Origin of the sequence: Delftia sp. HK171, assembly GCF_001886655.1 — a bacterium.
In the GTDB taxonomy this organism is placed as follows: Bacteria; Pseudomonadota; Gammaproteobacteria; order Burkholderiales; family Burkholderiaceae_C; genus Comamonas; species Comamonas acidovorans.
Genome location: NZ_CP018101.1, coordinates 4,985,871 through 5,004,193 on the forward strand (window position 1 = coordinate 4,985,871; position 18,323 = coordinate 5,004,193).

Genomic DNA, 18,323 nt, shown 5'->3' on the forward strand with positions numbered 1-18,323 from the left:
TCAGGCCGCCATTTCTTCCAGCGCGGGAGACGGCACGGCAGGCAGCCTGTGCGCCACCAGCTGCACGGGAATGGACTTGGAGCTGGGCGTGCCCGCCACGATGGCCGTAGCCGACAGCGGCACCAGCGGATTGGTCTCCGGATAGTAGGCAGCGATGCAGCCGCGCGGAATGTCGTAGGCCACGAGCCTGAAGCGCTCGGCGCTGCGCTGCTGGCCGTCATCCCACACCGTCTGCAGGTCCACCCAGTCGCCATCCTTCATGCCCAGGGCGCGGATGTCCTCGGCATGGATGAAGACCACGCGGCGCTGGCCGAAGACGCCGCGGTAGCGGTCGTCCATGCCATAGATGGTGGTGTTGTACTGGTCGTGCGAGCGCGTGGTGAACAGCGTGAACACCGGCGATGCGCCGGGGCTGCGCGCGGCGCGTGCGCGGTGCACGGGCGTGTCGCGCGGCACGGCGTGCACGAAGAAGCCGGCCTTGCCCCGGGGCGTCTCCCAGATACGCTCGCTCGCCGCATTGCGCAGCTTGAAGCCGCCCGGCACGGCCACGCGCGCGTTGAAGTCGTGGAAGTCGTCGAAGACCTGCTCGATCAGCTCGCGTATGCGTGCATAGTCGCCAGCCAGCTCCAGCCAGGGCACGGGCCGCTGCGCGCCCAGCGTGGCGGCGGCCAGGCGCGCGACGATGGCGATCTCGCTGAGCAGGTGCTCCGACGCAGGCGGGTTGATGCCGCTGGAGAAATGGACCATGCCCATGGAGTCCTCCACCGTCACGCCCTGCGGGCCGGTGGCCTGCATGTCGATCTCGGTGCGGCCCAGGCAGGGCAGGATCAGCGCCTCGCGGCCGTGCACCAGATGGCTGCGGTTGAGCTTGGTGGTCACATGCACGATCAGGTCGCAGCGGCGCAGCGCCTGCCAGGTGGCATGCGTGTCGGGCGTGGCCGCCGCGAAGTTGCCGCCCAGCGCAAAGAAGACCTTGCCCCGGCCCTCGAGCATGAGGCGTATGGACTCGACCACGTCCACGCCGTGGGCGCGCGGCGGCTCGAAGCCGAAGACCTGCTGCAGCCGGTCCAGCAGCGCGGCCGGCGGCTTTTCCCAGATGCCCATGCTGCGGTCGCCCTGCACATTGCTGTGGCCGCGCACCGGGCAGGCGCCCGCACCCGGGCGGCCGATGTTGCCGCGCAGCAGCAGCAGGTTGACCAGCATCTGCACGGCGGCCACCGAATGCATGTGCTGCGTGATGCCCATGCCCCAGCAGACGATGGTGCTGCGGGCGGCGATGTAGACCTCGGCCGCCGTCTGCATCTGCGCACGGCTCAGGCCGGACTCGGCCTCGAGCAGGCCCCAGTCCTCGGCCCGCAGGTCCTCGGCCAGGGCCTCGAAGCCGGTCGTGTGTTCGGCGATGAAGGCATGGTCCAGCACGCCGCCGCACCCTTGCCCCAGTGCATCGTCCTGCGCGATCACATGCTTCATGATGCCCTTGACGGCCGCGATGTCGCCGCCCACGCGCAGCTGGAAGTAGTGCGTGCTGATGGGCGTGGCGCCCAGGGTGGCCATCTCCAGCTTGCTTTGCGGGTCCTGGAAGCGCTCCAGCCCGCGCTCGCGCAGCGGGTTGAAGCTCAGGATGCGCGCGCCGCGCTTGTGGGCTGCGCGCAGCTCGCCCAGCATGCGCGGGTGGTTGGTGCCAGGGTTCTGGCCGAAGATGAAGATGGCATCGGCCTGCTCGAAATCGGCCAGCTGCACCGTGCCCTTGCCCACGCCGATCTGCGGCTTCATGCCGCTGCCGCTGGGCTCGTGGCACATGTTGGAGCAGTCGGGGAAATTGTTGGTGCCGTAGGCGCGCACGAACAGCTGGTAGAGAAAGGCTGCCTCGTTGCTGGCGCGGCCAGAGGTGTAGAAGATGGCCTGGTCAGGGTCGGGCAGCGCGTTCAGGTGGCGGGCAATCAGCGCAAAGGCGTCGTCCCAGGCGATCGGCCGGTAGCGGTCGCTGGCCGCGTCGTACACCATGGGTTCGGTGAGCCGGCCCTGGTCTTCCAGCCAGAAATCGCTTTGCGCCATGAGCTCGGCCACCGTGTGCCGGGCAAAGAATTCGGGCGTCACGCGGCGCGCCGTAGCCTCGGCCGCCACGGCCTTGGCGCCGTTCTCGCAGAACTCGAAGGTGGAATGGTGGTTGCGGTCAGGCCAGGCGCAGCCCGGGCAGTCGAAGCCGTCGGGCTGGTTGGCCGACAGCAGCGTCTTGGCACCCTTGACGGCGATATCCTGGCGCATCAGGGCCTGGCTCACGCTGCGCAATGCGCCCCAGCCGCCAGCGGCCCCCTTGTAGAACTCGATCTTTTGTTCGGACATGGGCCGGAAGTGTTCCGCCTGTCCATGATCCAGGTCAAATCACATCTCCAAATGGAGAGATTCAGCAAAGATATGAGCACGGCATCCTTGCCCTGCGCCATGCTGGCAACCTCAGCCCCGGACCACCGATGAACTCCACAGCCATACACACCGCCATCCCCGAAGACGCCGCGCTGATCGCCCCGCTGTTCGACGCCTATCGCCAGTTCTACGAGCAACCTGCGGATGCCGACGCGGCGCTGGCCTTCATCACGGCGCGGCTGGAGCGCGGCGAATCCGTCATTCTGCTGGCCCGCCGACCGGACGGCAGCGCCATGGGCTTTTGCCAGCTCTATCCCTCGTTCTGCTCGGTGCTGGCCGCGCCAATCTACGTGCTCTACGACCTCTTCGTGGCGCCCGATGCGCGCCGCCTGGGCGTGGGCCGCGCCCTGCTGCTGGCGGCCGAAGCCCATGCCCGCGCCACGGGCCATGCGCGCATGGACCTGACCACGGCACGCAACAACCTGCGCGCCCAGGCGCTGTACGAGTCGCTGGGCTGGGTGCGTGACGAAGTGTTCCTGACCTATGCGCGCCATCTGCAGGCTTGAGCCGCCAGCGGCCTAGCGCAAAACCCGCAGCTCCCGCGCCAGCGCCACGGCCTGGGTGCGGCTGCGCGCGCCCAGCTTGAGGTTGATGCTGCGCAGGTGGGTGCGCACCGTGCTGTCGGAGACGAAGAGCTTTTCGGCCATGGCCGCATTGGAATAGCCCGAGGCCAGCAGCTCCAGCACGCGCAGCTCCTTGCGGGTCAGGGGCTCGGCAAGCGCCGTGGCCGGCGCCGGGCCCTGGGGAGCATCCGCTGCCTGCAGCTCGGGTGTATCGGCGGGCTCGGCAGGCTCGCCCAGGGCAGACAGCAGCCGATGCGCATGGGCGGCCGCCTCCGGCTCCGCCGGTTCCGTGCGGCGCGTCAGTGAAGGCGATAGTGAGGGCGACAGCACACGCTGCAGCACGGGCGCGAGCAGCGGCCCCTCATCGAGCATCAGGCGCACAAAGCCTTCGCTGGCACCGTGGCGCAGCGGCTGGGCCAGCATGGCGGCGGCGGCGTCCAAGTCGCCGCAGCCCGCCTCGGCCAGCGCGCACAGCACCTGCAGCTTGAGGCTGCGGTGGCGGCGCCCGCGCAGTTGCGCATCGGCCAGCAAGGGGGCGATGGCATCGCGCACGGCACGGCAGTCGCCAAAGTGCAGCCCCCAGCGCAGCCGGGCGATGGCGATGTCCTCCACCTCGTGCGGGGGCAGGCGCAGGCGTTCCACGCGCGGCCATACGCCGGGATCGTCGGCACGCTCCAGCGCCTCGGACGCGGCGGCCCGGTTGCCCTGCAGCACGAAGATGCGCGCATGCTCCAGCCGGGCGCTGGCCGTCACGCGGGGCAGCTGGCGTTCATGTCCCAGGTACTCCAGTTCGGTCAGCAGGCCGAAGGCCGCATCCACATCGCCGCGCACGAAGGCAATGCGCGCACGCATGCGGTAGCTGGAGATCACATGGTCGGGCAGGCCCACGTCGCGGGCCAGCGGCAGGTAGACGTTGAGCAGGTGGTCGGCGCCGTCGAGGTCGTTGGTCTCGTAGAGCACGCCGGCATGCAGCACGCCTGCCCAGGCATTGCCGTTGGTGGGGTTGTAGGAGGCGCTGCGCGGCGTGGCGGCCAGCGCCACGCGAAAGCGCGATGCCGCCTGCCGCAGCCGCCCGCCCGACAGGTCCAGCACGCCCTCCATGGCCTCGGTGTACATGCGGCTGAACAGGCTGCCGGCCTGGGTGCTGCGCGCCGCGTCCAGCAGGCGGTGGGCCTCCTCGGCATCGCCCAGCACCGACACCACGTAGGCCATGGCATTGGTCAGCGAGCTGTCTGCAAACGGCCGGCAGCTGGGCAGGCAGGCCAGCGCCTGGCGGCCCAGGGGCGCCGCCTCTTCCACGCGGTCCATCATGGCCAGCAGCAGCGGCTGCAGGGCCATGACCAGCGCCTGCGCGGCGGGGTCTGCGGCCATGCGGGGCCGCAAGGCGTCCAGCCGCTGCTGCGCCTGCCAGGGGCCGCGCGTGAAGCAGTCGGCATAGGCGGCCACGGCCTGCAGCAGCGGCTCGCGCGCCATCAGCGACGCCGGCATGGCCGAGAACCAGCGCGACAGCAGGCGCATGCGGCCCTGCTCCATCAGCGCCTCGGCATGGCGCGCCAGCAGGGACAGGGCATGCGGCAGATCGCCGCCTTCCAGCGCATGCTCGATGGCGGGCACGGGCCGGCCGCAGGATTCGTACCAGCCGCTGGCCGCCAGGTGAAGGCGCGTCAATTCACCGGGCTGCTCGCGCAGCAGCTGTGCGCGCAGGAAGTCGGCAAACATGCTGTGGTAGCGCCAGCTGTGCCCGCCCTGGCCACCCTGCGCCTCGTCGGCCAGCGGCACCAAGAACAGGTGGGCCTGCTCCAGCGCCTGCAGCATGGCGGCGCCGTCGGCACGCGGCACCAGGGCCTGGCAGACCTGGGCATCCAGCGTGCGCAGGATGCTGGTGCGCAGCAGGAAGTCGCGCACGGACGCGGGCTGCTGGGCCAGCACATCCTCGGCCAGGTAGTCGGCCACGGCGCGCTCCGAGCCCGAGAAGCGCTCGATGAAATCGCTGTGCGGGCCATGGCGCTCCAGCGCCAGCGAGGCCAGCCACAGCGCGCCTATCCAGCCTTCGGTCTTGTCCAGCAGCCGCGCCAGGGCCTCGCGCGGCAGCGGGCAGCCGCGCAGGCGAAAGAACTCCTCGGCCTCGCCCACGGAAAAGCGCAGCAGCGCCGCATCGATCTCCAGCAGCTGGCCGCTGGTGCGCAGCCGCCCCAGCCCCAGGGCCGGCAGCGCGCGAGAGCCTATGACCAGGCGCCCGCGCTCGGGCAGCTGCTCCATGAGCTGGCGCACCAGACCGAGCACGGCATCGTTGTGCAGCACCTCGAAATCATCGATGAACAGCGCAAAGGAGCGGCCCTCGCCGGCCAGCGCATGCAGGGCCTGGGACAACTCGCCGGCGCCTTGCGACGGCCCCACTCCCAGGGTGCGCACGGCCGCGCCCAGGCACTGCAGAAAACGCGAGACATCGTTGTCGGCGGCATCCAGCGTCAGCCAGGCCGTGGCCTGGCCCTCGGCCTGCAGGCGCTCGCGCATCTGGCGCATGGCCGTGGTCTTGCCGAAGCCGGCAGGCGCGCGCACCAGCACCACGCGGGCGCGCAAGGCCTCGGGCCAGCGCGCGGCAACAGCCAGCCGGGCCACCTGGGCGGCAGCGGCGCGCGGCGGGCTCAGCTTGGCCTGCGGCACGTAGCCGGAACCCGGACCGGGGCCGGAGGAAGGGGTGGGCGCTGGGGGCTGCATGCAGGCAGGAGGCACTGTGAAGGGGTGAGGCACCGGGCACTTTCGTCGGTTTCGACGATGGCGGCAAGACGGGGCGATTCCTAGACTTGAAGGCAGATCATAGGTGGCGAACTGCCCCCTGTCCCGATCCAAGGCGACAGGCAACGGCGCGCCGCCAACGCACCAACCAAGGAGACCTTCACATGCAGCTTGACGCAAGCATCAGCGCCGTCGTCACGGGCGGGGCATCGGGCCTGGGCGCGGCCACCGCGCGCCGCCTGGCCGCCAGGGGCGTGCGCGTCGCCCTGTTCGACCTCAACGAGACGGCCGGGCAGGCGCTGGCGCGCGAGACAGGCGGCCTGTTCTGCCGCGTGGACGTGACCGACGAGGCCAGCGTGGACGCGGGCTTTGCCCAGGCCCGTGCGGCCCATGGGCAGGAGCGCATCCTGGTCAACTGCGCGGGCACGGGCAATGCCGTCAAGACGGCCAGCCGCGACAAGGCCACGGGCGAGATCCGGCACCTGCCTGTGGCCAATTTCGACCGCATCATCCAGATCAACCTGGTGGGCACCTTCCGCTGCATCGCCAAGTCGGCGGCGGGCATGCTCACGCTGGAGCCGCTGGCCGACGGCGAGCGCGGCGCCATCGTCAACACGGCCTCGGTGGCGGCGCAGGACGGGCAGATGGGCCAGGCCAGCTACTCGGCCAGCAAGGCCGGCATCACGGGCATGACCCTGCCCATCGCGCGCGACCTCATGGGCGAGGGCATCCGCGTGAACACCATCCTGCCCGGCATCTTCGACACGCCGCTGCTGCAGGGGGCGCCCGACAACGTGAAGGCCGCGCTGGCCGCCTCCGTGCCCTTCCCCAAGCGGCTGGGCCAGCCCGACGAATACGCCCACCTGGCCGAGACCATGATCACCAACGGCTACTTCAACGGCGAGTGCGTGCGCCTGGACGGCGCCATCCGCATGGCGCCGCGCTAGGCGTACCGCCCAGTCACCACGGCAGGCGCCGTCCCAGCGTTTTCCCTGGCCGGAATCGTCGCTTGCGACGATGCCCGGCCCGCGCCGGCCGGGCCACCATCCCCCAGGAATACAGGAACAGGAGACATATCCATGGCACAGGCATACATCGTCGCCGCCACGCGCACGGCGGGCGGCAAGCGCGGCGGAAAGCTCTCGGGCTGGCATCCGGCCGATCTCGCAGCCCAGGTGCTGGACGAGCTGGTGCGCCGCAGCCAGGCCGACCCGGCCCAGATCGAGGACGTGATCATGGGCTGCGTCAGCCAGGTCGGCCAGCAGGCGACGAACGTGGCGCGCAACGCGGTGCTGGCCTCGGCCCTGCCCGAGTCCGTGCCGGGCACCACGGTGGACCGGCAGTGCGGGTCGTCCCAGCAGGCACTGCATTTCGCGGCCCAGGCCGTGATGTCGGGCAGCATGGACATGGTGATCGCCGCAGGCGTGGAGAGCATGTCGCGCGTGCCCATGGGCACGCCCAACGCCCTGCCCGCCAAGGCCGGCCTGGGCGTCTACATGAGCCCGGCCATGCAGCAGCGCTATCCGGGCGTGGAGTTCAGCCAGTTCATGGGCGCCGAGATGATGGCCGGCAAGTACGGCCTGGCCAAGGACCAGCTGGACGCCTATGCGCTGCAAAGCCATGAGCGCGCCGTGCAGGCCGCGCGCGAGGGCCGCTTCGACCGCGAGATCCTCGCCGTGCAGGCGCGCAGCGCCGAAGGCGGTGCCGAGGGGGAAGGCCAGCCGCACACGGTGGATGAAGGCATACGCTTCAACGCCACGCTGGAGGGCATTGCCGGCGTCAAGACCATCCGCGAAGGCGGCTGCGTGACCGCCGCCACGGCCAGCCAGATCTGCGATGGCGCCAGCGGCGTCATGGTGGTCAGCGAGCGCGGCCTCAAGGCCCTGGGCGTGCAGCCGCTGGCGCGCATCCACCACATGAGCCTGCTGGGGCATGACCCGGTGATCATGCTGGAGGCCCCCATCCCCGCCACCCAGGCCGCGCTGAAGAAGGCCGGCATGCGCATCTCCGACATCGACCTGTACGAAGTCAACGAGGCCTTTGCCCCCGTGCCCCTGGCCTGGCTGCAGGCCACGGGCGCCGATCCGGCGCGGCTCAACGTCAACGGCGGCGCCATTGCGCTGGGCCATCCGCTGGGCGCCTCGGGCACCAAGCTCATGGCCACGCTGATCCACGCCCTGCACGCACGCGGCGGGCGCTACGGCCTGCAGACCATGTGCGAGGGCGGCGGCATGGCCAACGTCACCATCATCGAGCGTCTTTAGGCGCCGCCATGCCACCGTGCGGCCGGCGCCGCCCGCGCCGGTCGCCCACCATCGGGGGAGGGAAAGCCATGAGCCAGGACTCGCAGCCCCTGCTGCGCATTGAAGGCGTTTCGCTGCGCTTCGGCGGCATCATCGCGCTGGACGGCGTGAGTTTCGATGTTGCGGCAGGCCAGATCTGCGGCCTCATCGGCCCCAACGGCGCAGGCAAGAGCAGCCTGTTCAACTGCCTGTCTCGGCTGTATGCCTGGCAGGCCGGCCACATCCGCTTTCGCGGCCAGCCGCTGGCCACGCTGGCGCGCCACCGCATGGCCGCGCTGGGCATGGGCCGCACCTTCCAGAACCTGGCCCTGTTTTCCAGCATGACGGTGGCCGACAACGTGCGCCTGGGCACGCACAGCCACCAGCACGCCGGCTTTGTGCGCGATGCCCTGCGCCTGCCCGGCGTGCGCCGGCGCGAGGAAGAAGCCCGCGCCCAGGCGCAGTCGCTGATGGCCCTGCTGGACCTGACGGGCGTGGCAGAGCGCCGCGTGGCCGACCTGCCCTTCGGCACGCAAAAGCGCGTGGAGCTGGCGCGCGCCCTGGCCTGCCGCCCGCAATTGCTGCTGCTGGACGAGCCGGCCTGCGGCCTCAACCATGAGGAGCTGGCCGGCCTGGGCGACCTGATCCTGTCGCTGCGCGACCGGCTGGGGCTGACCGTGCTGCTGGTGGAGCACCACATGGGCCTGGTCATGCGCGTGAGCGACAAGGTCGTGGCGCTGAACTTCGGCCGCAAGATCGCCGAGGGCACGCCGGGCGAGGTTCGCGCCCATGCCGAAGTCATCCGCGCCTACCTGGGTTCGGACATGCAGCCGCAGGATCAGGACAGGGAGGTGGCGCATGCCGGCACTGCTTGAAATCCGCGGACTGCATGCGGCCTACGGGTCGGTGCGCGTGCTGGACGGCATCGACATGGACCTGGCCGAAGGCCGCGTCACGGCCCTGCTGGGCGCCAATGGCGCGGGCAAGACCACCACGCTGCGCGCCATCTGCCGCCACCTCGTGGACACGCGCGGCGAGGTGCGCCTGGCCGGCGAACGCATAGACCGGCACAGCACCGAGCGCATCGCGCGCCAGGGCGTGGGCCATGTGCCCGACGGGCGCGGCACCTTCGCCCAGCTCAGCGCCGAGGAGAACCTGCGCCTGGGTGCGCAGGCCCGGCCCACTCGCGCTGCCCGTGCTGACGTGGGCAGCGATATGGAGCGCATGTTCGGCTACTTCCCCCGCCTGCGCGAGCGCCGCGCCCAGCAGGCCGGCACGCTGTCGGGCGGCGAGCAGCAGATGCTGGCCATTGCCCGCGCCCTCATGGGCCGCCCGCGCCTGCTGCTGCTGGACGAGCCCTCCTTCGGGTTGGCGCCGCTGGTGGTGCGCGACATCTTCGGCATCCTGCGGCGCATCAATGAGGAACAGGGCACGACCATCCTGCTGGTGGAGCAGAACGCGCGCCTGGCGCTGGAGCTGGCGCACAGCGCCTACCTGCTAGAGACCGGCCGCATCGTGCTGCACGGCCCCAGCGAAGCCATGCGCCGCAACGACGCGGTGCGCCAGGCCTATCTCGGGGAGTAGCGGCCATGGATGCCTTCATCCACCAATTGCTGGCCGGCCTGGCCACGGGCGGCATCTATGCCACCGTGGCCCTGGCCCTGGTCATGATCTACCAGGCCACGCACCACATCAATTTCGCGCAGGGCGAGATGGCCATGTTCTCCACCTTCATCGCCTGGGCGCTGCTGCAGGCGGGGCTGCCGTACTGGTGGGCCTTCCTGGCCACGGTGGCGCTGTCCTTCGTGCTGGGCGCGGCCGTGGAGTTCGCCATCATCCGCCCCATGCACAAGGCGGCGGACCTGGCCCAGGTGGTGGTCTTCATCGGCCTGCTGATCGTCTTCCACAGCCTGGCCGGCTGGATCTTCGGCTACACCATCAAGGAGTTTCCCAGCCCGTTCCCGGCCGACGCCTGGTATGGCAGCGCACTGATGTCGGCCCATGAGGTGGGCACCATCTTCGTGGCCCTGGCCATCGTGGCCCTGCTGTTTGCCTTCTTCCGGCTCACGCCGCTGGGGCTGGCCATGCGCGCGGCCGCGCAGAACCCGGCCTCCTCGCGCCTGGTGGGCATCTCCGTGGGACGCATGCTGATGCTGGGCTGGGGCCTGGCCGGCGCCATCGGCGCGGTGGCCGGGATGATGGTGGCGCCCGTGGTCTTCCTCGATCCGCACATGATGAGCGGCGTGCTGCTGTATGCCTTTGCGGGCGCGCTGCTGGGCGGCATCGACAGCCCCGCGGGCGCCGTGCTGGGCGGCTTCATCGTGGGCGTGCTTGAAAACCTCGTGGGCAGCTACGTCGTCGGCACCGAACTCAAGCTTTCTGTGGCCCTGGTGCTGATCGTGGGCGTTCTCATCGTGCGGCCGGCCGGGTTGATGGGCCGCAAAGTCGTCAGGAGGGTTTGAACAATGCCCACCCTGAGCGGCGGACGCCGCTTCCCGTTGCACGGCGCCCCCTCTCTCGCTACGCGGGAGGGGGAAGACACCCTCGCGGCGGGGCGGCGCGGCCGGCGTAGGCCCTTGCTCGGTGTCCCTCGCTTTTGGGCCACGCCAGTTTTGTGCCCAACGCCCTGGAGAACAATGATGTCCACACGATCCGCCTCCTCGTCTGACGCACTGGTCGCCGCCACCAGCGCGCCCCGCCCCCTGCCCCTGGGAACGGTACTGATCGCGGCGCTGGCGCTGGCGGCCTGCTCGCTGGTCTTCGTGGCCAAGGGCTACCAGCTGTTCCAGGCCACCATGGTGCTGGCCTATGCCGTGGCCCTGGTGGGGCTGAACATCCTCACGGGCTACAGCGGCCAGATCTCGCTGGGCCATGGCGCCTTCTTCGCCATAGGCGCCTATGCGGCCGGCATCCTGATGGACCGCGCGGGCCTGGCCTACTGGCTGGCCGTGCCTGCAGCGGGCCTGGTGAGCCTGGCGGCGGGCTACCTGTTCGGGCGGCCCGCGCTCAGGCTGGAAGGGCTGTACCTGGCGCTGGCCACCTTTGCGCTGGGCGTAGCCATGCCCCAGCTGCTCAAGTACCGCCACCTGGAAGCCTGGACCGGCGGCGTGGGCGGCATCGTGCTGACCAAGCCCGAGGCGCCCTGGGGCCTGCCGCTGGATGCCGACCAGTGGTTCTACCTCTATGCATTGGCCGTGGCGGCGCTGCTGTTCTGGATGGCGCGCAACCTCATAGACAGCGGCAGCGGCCTGGCGCTGCGCGCCATCCGCGACCACGCCATGGCGGCCGAGGCCATGGGCGTGGACAACGCGCACTGCAAGTCCATGGCCTTTGCGATTTCAGCCGGCTACACGGGCGTGGGCGGCGCGCTGTCGGCCATTGCCGTGCAGTTCGTGGCGCCCGACTCCTTCACCATGTTCCTGTCGATCTCGCTGCTGGTGGGCGTGGTGGTGGGCGGCGTGGGAACGCTGTGGGGCGCGCTGTTCGGCGCCCTGTTCATCATGTTCATCCCGGGGCTGGCCGAGCAGGTGTCCAAGGCCGCGCCCTGGGCCGTCTACGGCACCGTGCTCATCGTCTTCATGTTCGCCATGCCCGGCGGCGTGATGGGCCTGCTGCACCGGCTGGACCGGCCGGGCCGGCGCCTGCCCCGGCAGCGGCCGCGTGCCTGACTTTCCATCCCCACCCACAGGAGTCCCCCATGAATTCCAGTCCGGCCGTCCGCATGGAACGCCACGGCAACAACGGCGACAACGCCGACAACGGCGAGATCGCCCTCATCGTCCTCCAGGACAGCGCCCGCATGAATCCGCTGGGCAGGCCCTTGCAGCTGCGGCTGCGCGAACTGCTGGCCGAGGTGCGCGAGGACAACTCCCTCCGCGCCCTGGTGCTCACCGCCGAGGGCCGGGGCTTTTGCGTGGGCGCGGACCTGTCGTCCATGGGCGGGGCACAAGGCGGGGCACAAGGTGGGGCACAAGGCGGGGCCCAGGCCGATGGCCGCACGCTGGGCGAGCAGACCGCCGACAACATGCAGCAGTTGTCCAACCGCCTCATCCTGGACCTGCAGCAGTTGCCCGTGCCCGTGGTCTGCGCCATCAACGGCGCGGCAGCCGGGGCCGGCGTGGGCCTGGCCCTGGCCGGCGACGTGGCGCTGGCGGCGCGCTCGGCCTACTTCTACCTGCCTTTCCTGCCGCGCCTGGGCATCGTGCCGGACCTGGGCACCACCTGGTTCATCGAGCGCCGGCTGGGCCGTGCGCGCGCCCTGGGCCTGTCCCTGCTGGGCGACAGGCTGGGCGCGCAGCAGGCCGCCGACTGGGGCCTGGTCTGGGCCTGCGTGGACGACGGGGCCCTGCGCGAGCAGGCCCTGGCCACGGCCGCCCGCCTGGCGCGGCTGCCGGCCGGTGCCGTGCTGGAAGCCCGCCGCGCGCTGGACCACGCAGCCGCTTCCACGCTGGAGCAGCAGCTTCACTACGAGGCCGAACGCCAGCGCGAGCTGGTGGGCGCGCCGGCCTTCATGGAAGGCGTGCAGGCCTTCATGCAAAAGCGCGAGCCCGTGTTCGCGCCCCGCCAGCCGGGCTGACCGCCAAGCCTTCCCGCCGCACCTTCCCGACGCACCTTGCTGCGCCCGCACATGCATTCGTCGGAATCGACGATGGGCGCGCGCCGGGCCGGTTCCTACCATGGACCGGCCACCACAAGAAAAGCGGGCACGGCGCCCGCAAGCCAGGAGACAACCATGCGCAACACCATCGCCCGGGGCCCCTGGGCCCTGATCGCCTGCCTGGCGCTGGCCCTGCCGGCCATCACCCAGGCGCCAGCCCAGGCCCAGACACAGAAGAAGTACGACACCGGCGCCAGCGACACCGAGATCCGCATCGGCAACTTCGTGCCCTACTCGGGCCCGGTGTCGGCCTACGGCACCATCGGCAAGGCCCATGCGGCCTACTTCGCCAAGATCAATGCCGAAGGCGGCATCAACGGCCGCAAGGTCACCTACCTCTCGGCCGACGACGCCTACAACCCCGCGCAGAGCGTGGAGCAGACGCGCAAGCTGGTCGAGCGCGACGGCGTGCTGCTGATGTTCGGCGCGCTGGGCACCTCGCACAACCAGGCCGTGCATCGCTACATGAACCAGCGCAAGGTGCCCCAGCTGTTCGTCTCCACGGGTGCCACGCGCTGGGGCGATCCGAAGAACTTCCCCTGGACCATGGGCTGGCAGCCCACCTACCAGCTCGAAGGCCGCACCTTCGCCCAGCACATCCTGGCCACGCGGCCCCAGGCCAAGGTGGCCGTCCTGATGCAGAACGACGACTTCGGCAAGGACTACCTCAAGGGCGTGCTCGACGGCTTTGGCGAGCAGGCCAAGCAGCGCATCGTCGTGCAGCAGACCTACGAGGTCGGCGACCCCACGGTGGACAGCCAGATGGTGGCGCTCAAGGGCTCGGGAGCGGACACCTTCATCAACATCAGCACGCCCAAGTTCGCGGCCCAGTCCATACGCAAGGCCGCCGACATCGGCTGGAAGCCTGCGCACTACCTGGTCAGCGTCTCGCTGTCCATCAGCTCGGTGCTCAAGCCTGCGGGCCTGGACAACGCGCGCGGCGTGATGACGGCCAGCTACCTGCGCGAGCCCTCGGACCCCACCAACCAGGGCACGCCCGAGCTGGCCGGCTACCTGGCCTTCATGAAGCAGTTCTACCCGGCGGGCGATCCCAACGATTCGCTCAACGTCATCGGCTACTCCCAGGCCCAGACCCTGGTGCAGGTGCTCAGGCAGGCCGGCGACGAGCTCACGCGCGCCAACATCATGAAGCAGGCCGCCAGCCTGAAGATGGACCTGCCCATGCTCTACCCGGGCATCAGCCTGCAGACCGGTGGGGACGATTTCTTCCCCATCAAGAAGATGCAGCTCGTGCGCTTCGACGGCAGCCGCTACGCGCCCGTGCAATGACCCCGGCCTTCAGGACAACGACAGGAGACACCCCATGCCCGCCTTGCAAGGACTGATGCAGGACCGCCCGCTCATGATCTCGTCGCTGATCGAGCATGCAGCGCGCTTTCACCCGCACACCGAGATCGTCTCGCGCCTGCCGGAAACCCGGGACGGTGGCCTGCACCGCACCGACTGGGCCGGCATGCGCCGCGCCTCCTGCCAGGTGGCCAACGCCCTGCAGTCGCTGGGCGTGCAGCCTGGCGAACGCGTGGGCACGCTGGCCTGGAACAGCTGGCGCCACCTGGCGCTGTACTTCGGCGTCTCGGGCAGCGGCGCGGTGCTGCACACCATCAACCCGCGCCTGTTTCCCGAGCAGATCGAATACATCGCCAACCATGCCGAGGACCGGGTGCTGTTCTTCGACGTGACCTTCGCGCCGCTGGTGGAAAAGCTCGCACCGCATCTGAAGACCGTCACCACCTATGTCTGCATGAGTTCGCGCGAGCACATGCCCGCGCTGGACCTGCCCGGCCTGCACTGCTGGGACGAGCTGGTGGGCAACCAGAGCGAGGACTTCGACTGGCCCGAGTTCGACGAGCGCACGGCCTCCTCGCTGTGCTACACCTCGGGCACCACGGGCCACCCCAAGGGCGTGCTGTACTCGCACCGCTCCACCGTGCTGCACACGCTGATGGAGCTGGCGCCCGACACCTTCGGCCTGAACGCGAGCGAGACCGTGATGCTCATCGTGCCCATGTTCCATGCCAACGCCTGGGGCACGCCCTATGCGGCGGCCATGGCCGGCGCACGGCTGGTGCTGCCCGGCCCCCACCTGGACGGCCAGAGCGTCTACGAGCTCATGCGCGACGAGAAGGTCACCTTCTCGCAGGGCGTGCCCACCGTGTGGCTGATGTTGTTCCAGTACCTGGATGCGCATCCCGACATCGACCCGCGCGCGCTGGGCGTCAAGAGCATAGGCATCGGCGGCGCGGCCGTGCCGCGCGCCATGCTGGAGCGCTTCGAGAACCAGTTCGGCGCCCAGGTCGTGCAGGGCTGGGGCATGACCGAGACCAGCCCCATCGGCGTGGTCAGCAAGCTGCTGCCCCGGCACGACGCGCTGTCGGGCGAGGAACTGGTCAAGGTCAAGCTCAAGCAGGGGCGCGGCGTCTGGGGCGTGGACCTCAAGATCGTGGACGACGACGGCCGGCCCCAGCCCTGGGACGGCCAGGCCCGGGGACACCTGCGCGTGCGCGGCCCCTGGATCGCCAGCGGCTACTTCAAGGGCGAAGGCGGCTCGCCCGTCGATGAGGAAGGCTTCTTCACCACGGGCGACGTGGCCACCATCGATGCCGACGGCTTCCTGCAGCTGGTGGACCGCGCCAAGGACGTGATCAAGTCGGGCGGCGAGTGGATTTCCTCCATCGACGTGGAGAACGCCGCCATGGGCCATCCCGGCGTGGCCGAGGCCGCCATCATCGGCGTGGCCCATCCCAAGTGGCAGGAGCGGCCGCTGCTGCTGGTGGTGCCGCGCGCAGGCCACAGCGTCAGCCGCGAGTCCATGCTCGATTTCCTGTCCACGCGCATCGCCAAATGGTGGCTGCCCGACGATGTGCTGCAGGTGGCCGAGCTGCCGCACACGGCCACGGGAAAACTGCTAAAGACCAAGCTGCGCGAGCAGTACAAGAACCATCCACTGCCCACGGCCTGAAAGGAGACCTCCATGCCAGGACCGCTTGAAGGCGTGCGCGTTGTCGAGTTCGCGGGCCTGGGCCCGGGGCCGTTCTGCGCCATGCTGCTGGCCGACATGGGTGCCGAGGTGCTGCGCATCGCGCGGCCCGGCACGCCGGTCGATGCACAGGACATCACCACGCGCAGCCGCAGCCAGGTCGAGATCGACCTGCGCGGCGAGGAAGGCCTGGCCTCGGCCCTGGCGCTGATCGCACGCGCCGATCTGCTGATCGAGGGCTTTCGGCCCGGCGTGATGGAGCGCCTGGGCCTGGGGCCCGAGCCCTGCCTGGCGCGCAACCCGCGCCTGGTCTACGGCCGCATGACGGGCTGGGGCCAGCACGGGCCGCTGGCGCATTCGGCGGGGCACGACATCAACTACATCGCCATCTCCGGCGCGTTGCACGCCATCGGCCGCGCGGGCGAGGCGCCCGTGCCGCCGCTCAACTACGTGGGCGACTTCGGCGGCGGCGGCATGCTGCTGGCCGTGGGCCTGCTGGCCGCACTGCACGAGGCCGGGCGCAGCGGCCGGGGCCAGGTCATCGACGCGGCCATGACCGATGGCACGGCCCTGCTGTCGGCCTTCATGTACGGCTTCAAGGCCAAGGGCCAGTGGAGCAACCAGCGCGGAGAGAACCTGCTGGACGGCGGCGCGCACTTCTATGACACCTATGCCTGCGCCGACGGCAAATACATCGCCATAGGCGCCATCGAGCCGCAGTTCTACGCCGAGCTGCGCCAGCGCTGCGGCATACAGGACCCGCTGTTCGACGCGCAGCTGGACGCCGCACGCTGGCCCCTGCTCAAGCTGCGCCTGGCCGACGTGTTCCGCACGCGCACGCGCCAGCAGTGGTGCGAGCTGCTGGAAGGCAGCGATGCCTGCTTCGCCCCCGTGCTCGACTGGGACGAGGCGCCCCAGCACGCCCACAACCGCGCGCGCGGCACGTTCACCGAGGCCGGTGGCGTGCTCCAGCCCGCGCCGGCGCCGCGTTTTTCGCGCAGCGTGCCCGAGCAGCCCCGCCCCCCGCGCGCCGCCAGCCTGCAGGACACGCTGGCCGCCTGGAATGCCCGCTCCTGAGGAAACCCCATGTCCATGTATCTCACCCAGGCCATCCACAAGGGCCGCCGCGAAAAGGCCGGCGCCACGGCGGCCATCTGCGGCGCAGAGCAGGCCAGCTGGTCGCAGCTTGCGCAGCGCATCGAACGCTGTGCCGGCCTGCTGCGGGCGCTGGACGTGGCGCCCGGCGACCGCGTCGGCATGATGGGCCTGAACTCCATCCGCTACCTTGAATACTTCTATGGCTGCTGGTGGGCAGGCGCCGCGGTCAACCCCGTCAACATCCGCTGGAGCGCGCACGAGGTGGCCTACTCGCTGGACGACTGCGACACGCGCGTGCTCTTCGTGGACGATGCCTTCGCGCCCCTGGTGCCCCGGCTGCGCGAGCTGTCCTCCAGCCTGCGCACCGTGGTGTTCTGCGGCACGGGCGCCGCGCCCGAAGGCGCTCTGCACTACGAGCAATTGCTGGCCGCTGCCACGCCCTGCGCCGACGTGCTGCGCAGCGGCAACGACCTGGCTGCCGTGATGTATACGGGCGGCACCACGGGCCGGCCCAAGGGGGTGATGCTCAGCCACGACAACCTGTTCATCAACGCCCTGTCCAATGCCAGCAACGTGCCACGCCAGCATGTGAAGGTGGGCATGGTGGTCACGCCCATGTTCCATGTGGCCGGCTGCGGCCTGACCCTGCTCATGGCCCAGCGCCTGGTGCCCCAGGTCATCGTGCCGGCCTTCGACGAGCTGGCCATCCTCGCCGGCGTGCAGCAGCACGGCGTGAACGAGCTGTTCCTGGTGCCCACCATGATCCGCCGGCTGATCGAGCATCCGCGCCTGGCCGAATTCGATCTGTCCAGCCTGCGCCTCATGCTCTATGGCGCAGCGCCCATAGACGCCAGCCTGCTGGAGCGCGCCATGCAGGCGCTGCCCGGCGCCGACTTCGCCCAGGCCTACGGCATGACCGAGCTGTCGCCCACCATCGTGTCCATGGGCCCGGCCGAGCACCGCCCCGGCCCGCAGCGCGAGCGCCTGCTGCGCGCGGCCGGCCGGCCCGTGACCATTGCCGAGGTGCGCATCGTCGATGGCGAGGGCCGCGAACTGCCGCCTGGCGAGGTGGGCGAGATCACGGCGCGCGGCCCCATGGTCATGCAGGGCTACTGGAACAGGCCCGCCGAGACGGCCGCCGCGCTCAAGGACGGCTGGATGCACACGGGCGACATGGGCCGGCTGGATGCCGACGGCTACCTCTTCGTCGTGGACCGGCTCAAGGACATGATCGTCAGCGGCGGCGAGAACGTGTACTCGGCCGAGGTCGAGAACGCCATCGCCCAGCTGCCCCAGGTCGCCATGTGCGCCGTCATCGGCGTGCCCGACGAACGCTGGGGCGAGCGCGTGCACGCCGTGATCGTCGCGCGCGAGGGCCAGCCGCTGACCGAGGCCGAGGTCATCGCCCACTGCCGCGAACGCATCGCGGGCTACAAGTGCCCGCGCTCGGTGGAGTTCCGCAGCGAGCTGCCGCTGTCGGCCGCCGGCAAGCTGCAGAAATTCCAGCTGCGCGAACCCTACTGGCAGGGCCGCGAACGCCGCATCAACTGACCCCCACGAACCAC

Annotated in this window: 14 protein-coding genes; 12 read left to right on the forward strand and 2 right to left on the reverse strand. The window is 70.2% G+C overall.

The annotated features are described in order from the left end of the window. Positions 1-2,343 carry an FdhF/YdeP family oxidoreductase gene (locus BO996_RS22325; protein WP_071956441.1) on the reverse strand — a complete coding sequence of 781 codons (2,343 nt, stop codon included), beginning with the start codon at positions 2,341-2,343 and terminating at the stop codon, positions 1-3. 128 nt (positions 2,344-2,471) lie between these two features. On the opposite strand from BO996_RS22325, the gene BO996_RS22330 reads away from it, so the two are divergent. Then, positions 2,472-2,930 (forward strand): GNAT family N-acetyltransferase, encoded by a 459-nt coding sequence (locus BO996_RS22330; protein WP_071956442.1) that lies wholly within the window; start codon positions 2,472-2,474, stop codon positions 2,928-2,930. A gap of 12 nt (positions 2,931-2,942) precedes the next feature. Here BO996_RS22330 and BO996_RS22335 read toward each other — a convergent pair whose 3' ends face one another. Continuing rightward, on the reverse strand, positions 2,943-5,705 hold the full coding sequence (locus BO996_RS22335; RefSeq protein ID WP_071956443.1) for a LuxR C-terminal-related transcriptional regulator: 2,763 nt from the start codon (positions 5,703-5,705) through the stop codon (positions 2,943-2,945). Positions 5,706-5,887: 182 nt separating this feature from the next. On the opposite strand from BO996_RS22335, the gene BO996_RS22340 reads away from it, so the two are divergent. From BO996_RS22340 to BO996_RS22395, 11 genes are all read left to right on the forward strand, one after another. Beyond that, positions 5,888-6,670, forward strand: coding sequence for an SDR family NAD(P)-dependent oxidoreductase (locus BO996_RS22340; protein ID WP_013801549.1), 783 nt, complete (start codon positions 5,888-5,890; stop codon positions 6,668-6,670). 132 nt (positions 6,671-6,802) lie between these two features. Beyond that, on the forward strand, positions 6,803-7,987 hold the full coding sequence (locus BO996_RS22345) for an acetyl-CoA C-acetyltransferase (RefSeq protein WP_071956444.1): 1,185 nt from the start codon (positions 6,803-6,805) through the stop codon (positions 7,985-7,987). A 68-nt stretch (positions 7,988-8,055) separates the two neighbouring features. After that, entirely contained in the window at positions 8,056-8,880 is an 825-nt protein-coding gene (locus tag BO996_RS22350; protein WP_071956445.1) for an ABC transporter ATP-binding protein, read from the forward strand. Next, complete coding sequence (locus BO996_RS22355; RefSeq protein WP_071956446.1) at positions 8,864-9,589, forward strand: ABC transporter ATP-binding protein; 726 nt, start codon at positions 8,864-8,866, stop codon at positions 9,587-9,589. Before BO996_RS22350 ends, BO996_RS22355 begins: the two co-directional genes overlap by 17 nt. Positions 9,590-9,594: 5 nt before the next feature. Continuing rightward, positions 9,595-10,467, forward strand: coding sequence for a branched-chain amino acid ABC transporter permease (locus BO996_RS22360; RefSeq protein WP_012206619.1), 873 nt, complete (start codon positions 9,595-9,597; stop codon positions 10,465-10,467). 177 nt (positions 10,468-10,644) lie between these two features. After that, on the forward strand, positions 10,645-11,673 hold the full coding sequence (locus BO996_RS22370; protein WP_071956447.1) for a branched-chain amino acid ABC transporter permease: 1,029 nt from the start codon (positions 10,645-10,647) through the stop codon (positions 11,671-11,673). A gap of 29 nt (positions 11,674-11,702) precedes the next feature. Continuing rightward, entirely contained in the window at positions 11,703-12,581 is an 879-nt protein-coding gene (locus BO996_RS22375) for an enoyl-CoA hydratase-related protein (protein ID WP_071956448.1), read from the forward strand. A 156-nt stretch (positions 12,582-12,737) separates the two neighbouring features. Continuing rightward, positions 12,738-13,952: an ABC transporter substrate-binding protein gene (locus BO996_RS22380; protein WP_071956449.1), complete on the forward strand. Its 1,215-nt coding sequence runs from the start codon at positions 12,738-12,740 to the stop codon at positions 13,950-13,952. Between the two features lie 34 nt (positions 13,953-13,986). Next, positions 13,987-15,642 carry a long-chain-fatty-acid--CoA ligase gene (locus BO996_RS22385; protein ID WP_043819689.1) on the forward strand — a complete coding sequence of 552 codons (1,656 nt, stop codon included), beginning with the start codon at positions 13,987-13,989 and terminating at the stop codon, positions 15,640-15,642. A gap of 12 nt (positions 15,643-15,654) precedes the next feature. Continuing rightward, positions 15,655-16,737, forward strand: coding sequence for a CaiB/BaiF CoA transferase family protein (locus BO996_RS22390; protein WP_071956450.1), 1,083 nt, complete (start codon positions 15,655-15,657; stop codon positions 16,735-16,737). A 9-nt stretch (positions 16,738-16,746) separates the two neighbouring features. Continuing rightward, positions 16,747-18,309 carry a long-chain-fatty-acid--CoA ligase gene (locus BO996_RS22395; RefSeq protein WP_071956451.1) on the forward strand — a complete coding sequence of 521 codons (1,563 nt, stop codon included), beginning with the start codon at positions 16,747-16,749 and terminating at the stop codon, positions 18,307-18,309. The last annotated feature ends 14 nt before the right edge of the window (positions 18,310-18,323 follow it).

Bases quoted from the DNA above. Each gene is read 5' to 3' on its own strand.
- BO996_RS22380 (WP_071956449.1), top strand. From the start codon at position 12,738: ATGCGCAACACCATCGCCCGGGGCCCCTGGGCCCTGATCGCCTGCCTG.
- BO996_RS22395 (WP_071956451.1), top strand. From the start codon at position 16,747: ATGTCCATGTATCTCACCCAGGCCATCCACAAGGGCCGCCGCGAAAAG.
- BO996_RS22335 (WP_071956443.1), bottom strand. From the start codon at position 5,705: ATGCAGCCCCCAGCGCCCACCCCTTCCTCCGGCCCCGGTCCGGGTTCC.
- BO996_RS22375 (WP_071956448.1), top strand. From the start codon at position 11,703: ATGAATTCCAGTCCGGCCGTCCGCATGGAACGCCACGGCAACAACGGC.
- BO996_RS22340 (WP_013801549.1), top strand. From the start codon at position 5,888: ATGCAGCTTGACGCAAGCATCAGCGCCGTCGTCACGGGCGGGGCATCG.
- BO996_RS22345 (WP_071956444.1), top strand. From the start codon at position 6,803: ATGGCACAGGCATACATCGTCGCCGCCACGCGCACGGCGGGCGGCAAG.
- BO996_RS22325 (WP_071956441.1), bottom strand. From the start codon at position 2,343: ATGTCCGAACAAAAGATCGAGTTCTACAAGGGGGCCGCTGGCGGCTGG.
- BO996_RS22385 (WP_043819689.1), top strand. From the start codon at position 13,987: ATGCCCGCCTTGCAAGGACTGATGCAGGACCGCCCGCTCATGATCTCG.
- BO996_RS22350 (WP_071956445.1), top strand. From the start codon at position 8,056: ATGAGCCAGGACTCGCAGCCCCTGCTGCGCATTGAAGGCGTTTCGCTG.
- BO996_RS22330 (WP_071956442.1), top strand. From the start codon at position 2,472: ATGAACTCCACAGCCATACACACCGCCATCCCCGAAGACGCCGCGCTG.
- BO996_RS22370 (WP_071956447.1), top strand. From the start codon at position 10,645: ATGTCCACACGATCCGCCTCCTCGTCTGACGCACTGGTCGCCGCCACC.
- BO996_RS22355 (WP_071956446.1), top strand. From the start codon at position 8,864: ATGCCGGCACTGCTTGAAATCCGCGGACTGCATGCGGCCTACGGGTCG.
- BO996_RS22390 (WP_071956450.1), top strand. From the start codon at position 15,655: ATGCCAGGACCGCTTGAAGGCGTGCGCGTTGTCGAGTTCGCGGGCCTG.
- BO996_RS22360 (WP_012206619.1), top strand. From the start codon at position 9,595: ATGGATGCCTTCATCCACCAATTGCTGGCCGGCCTGGCCACGGGCGGC.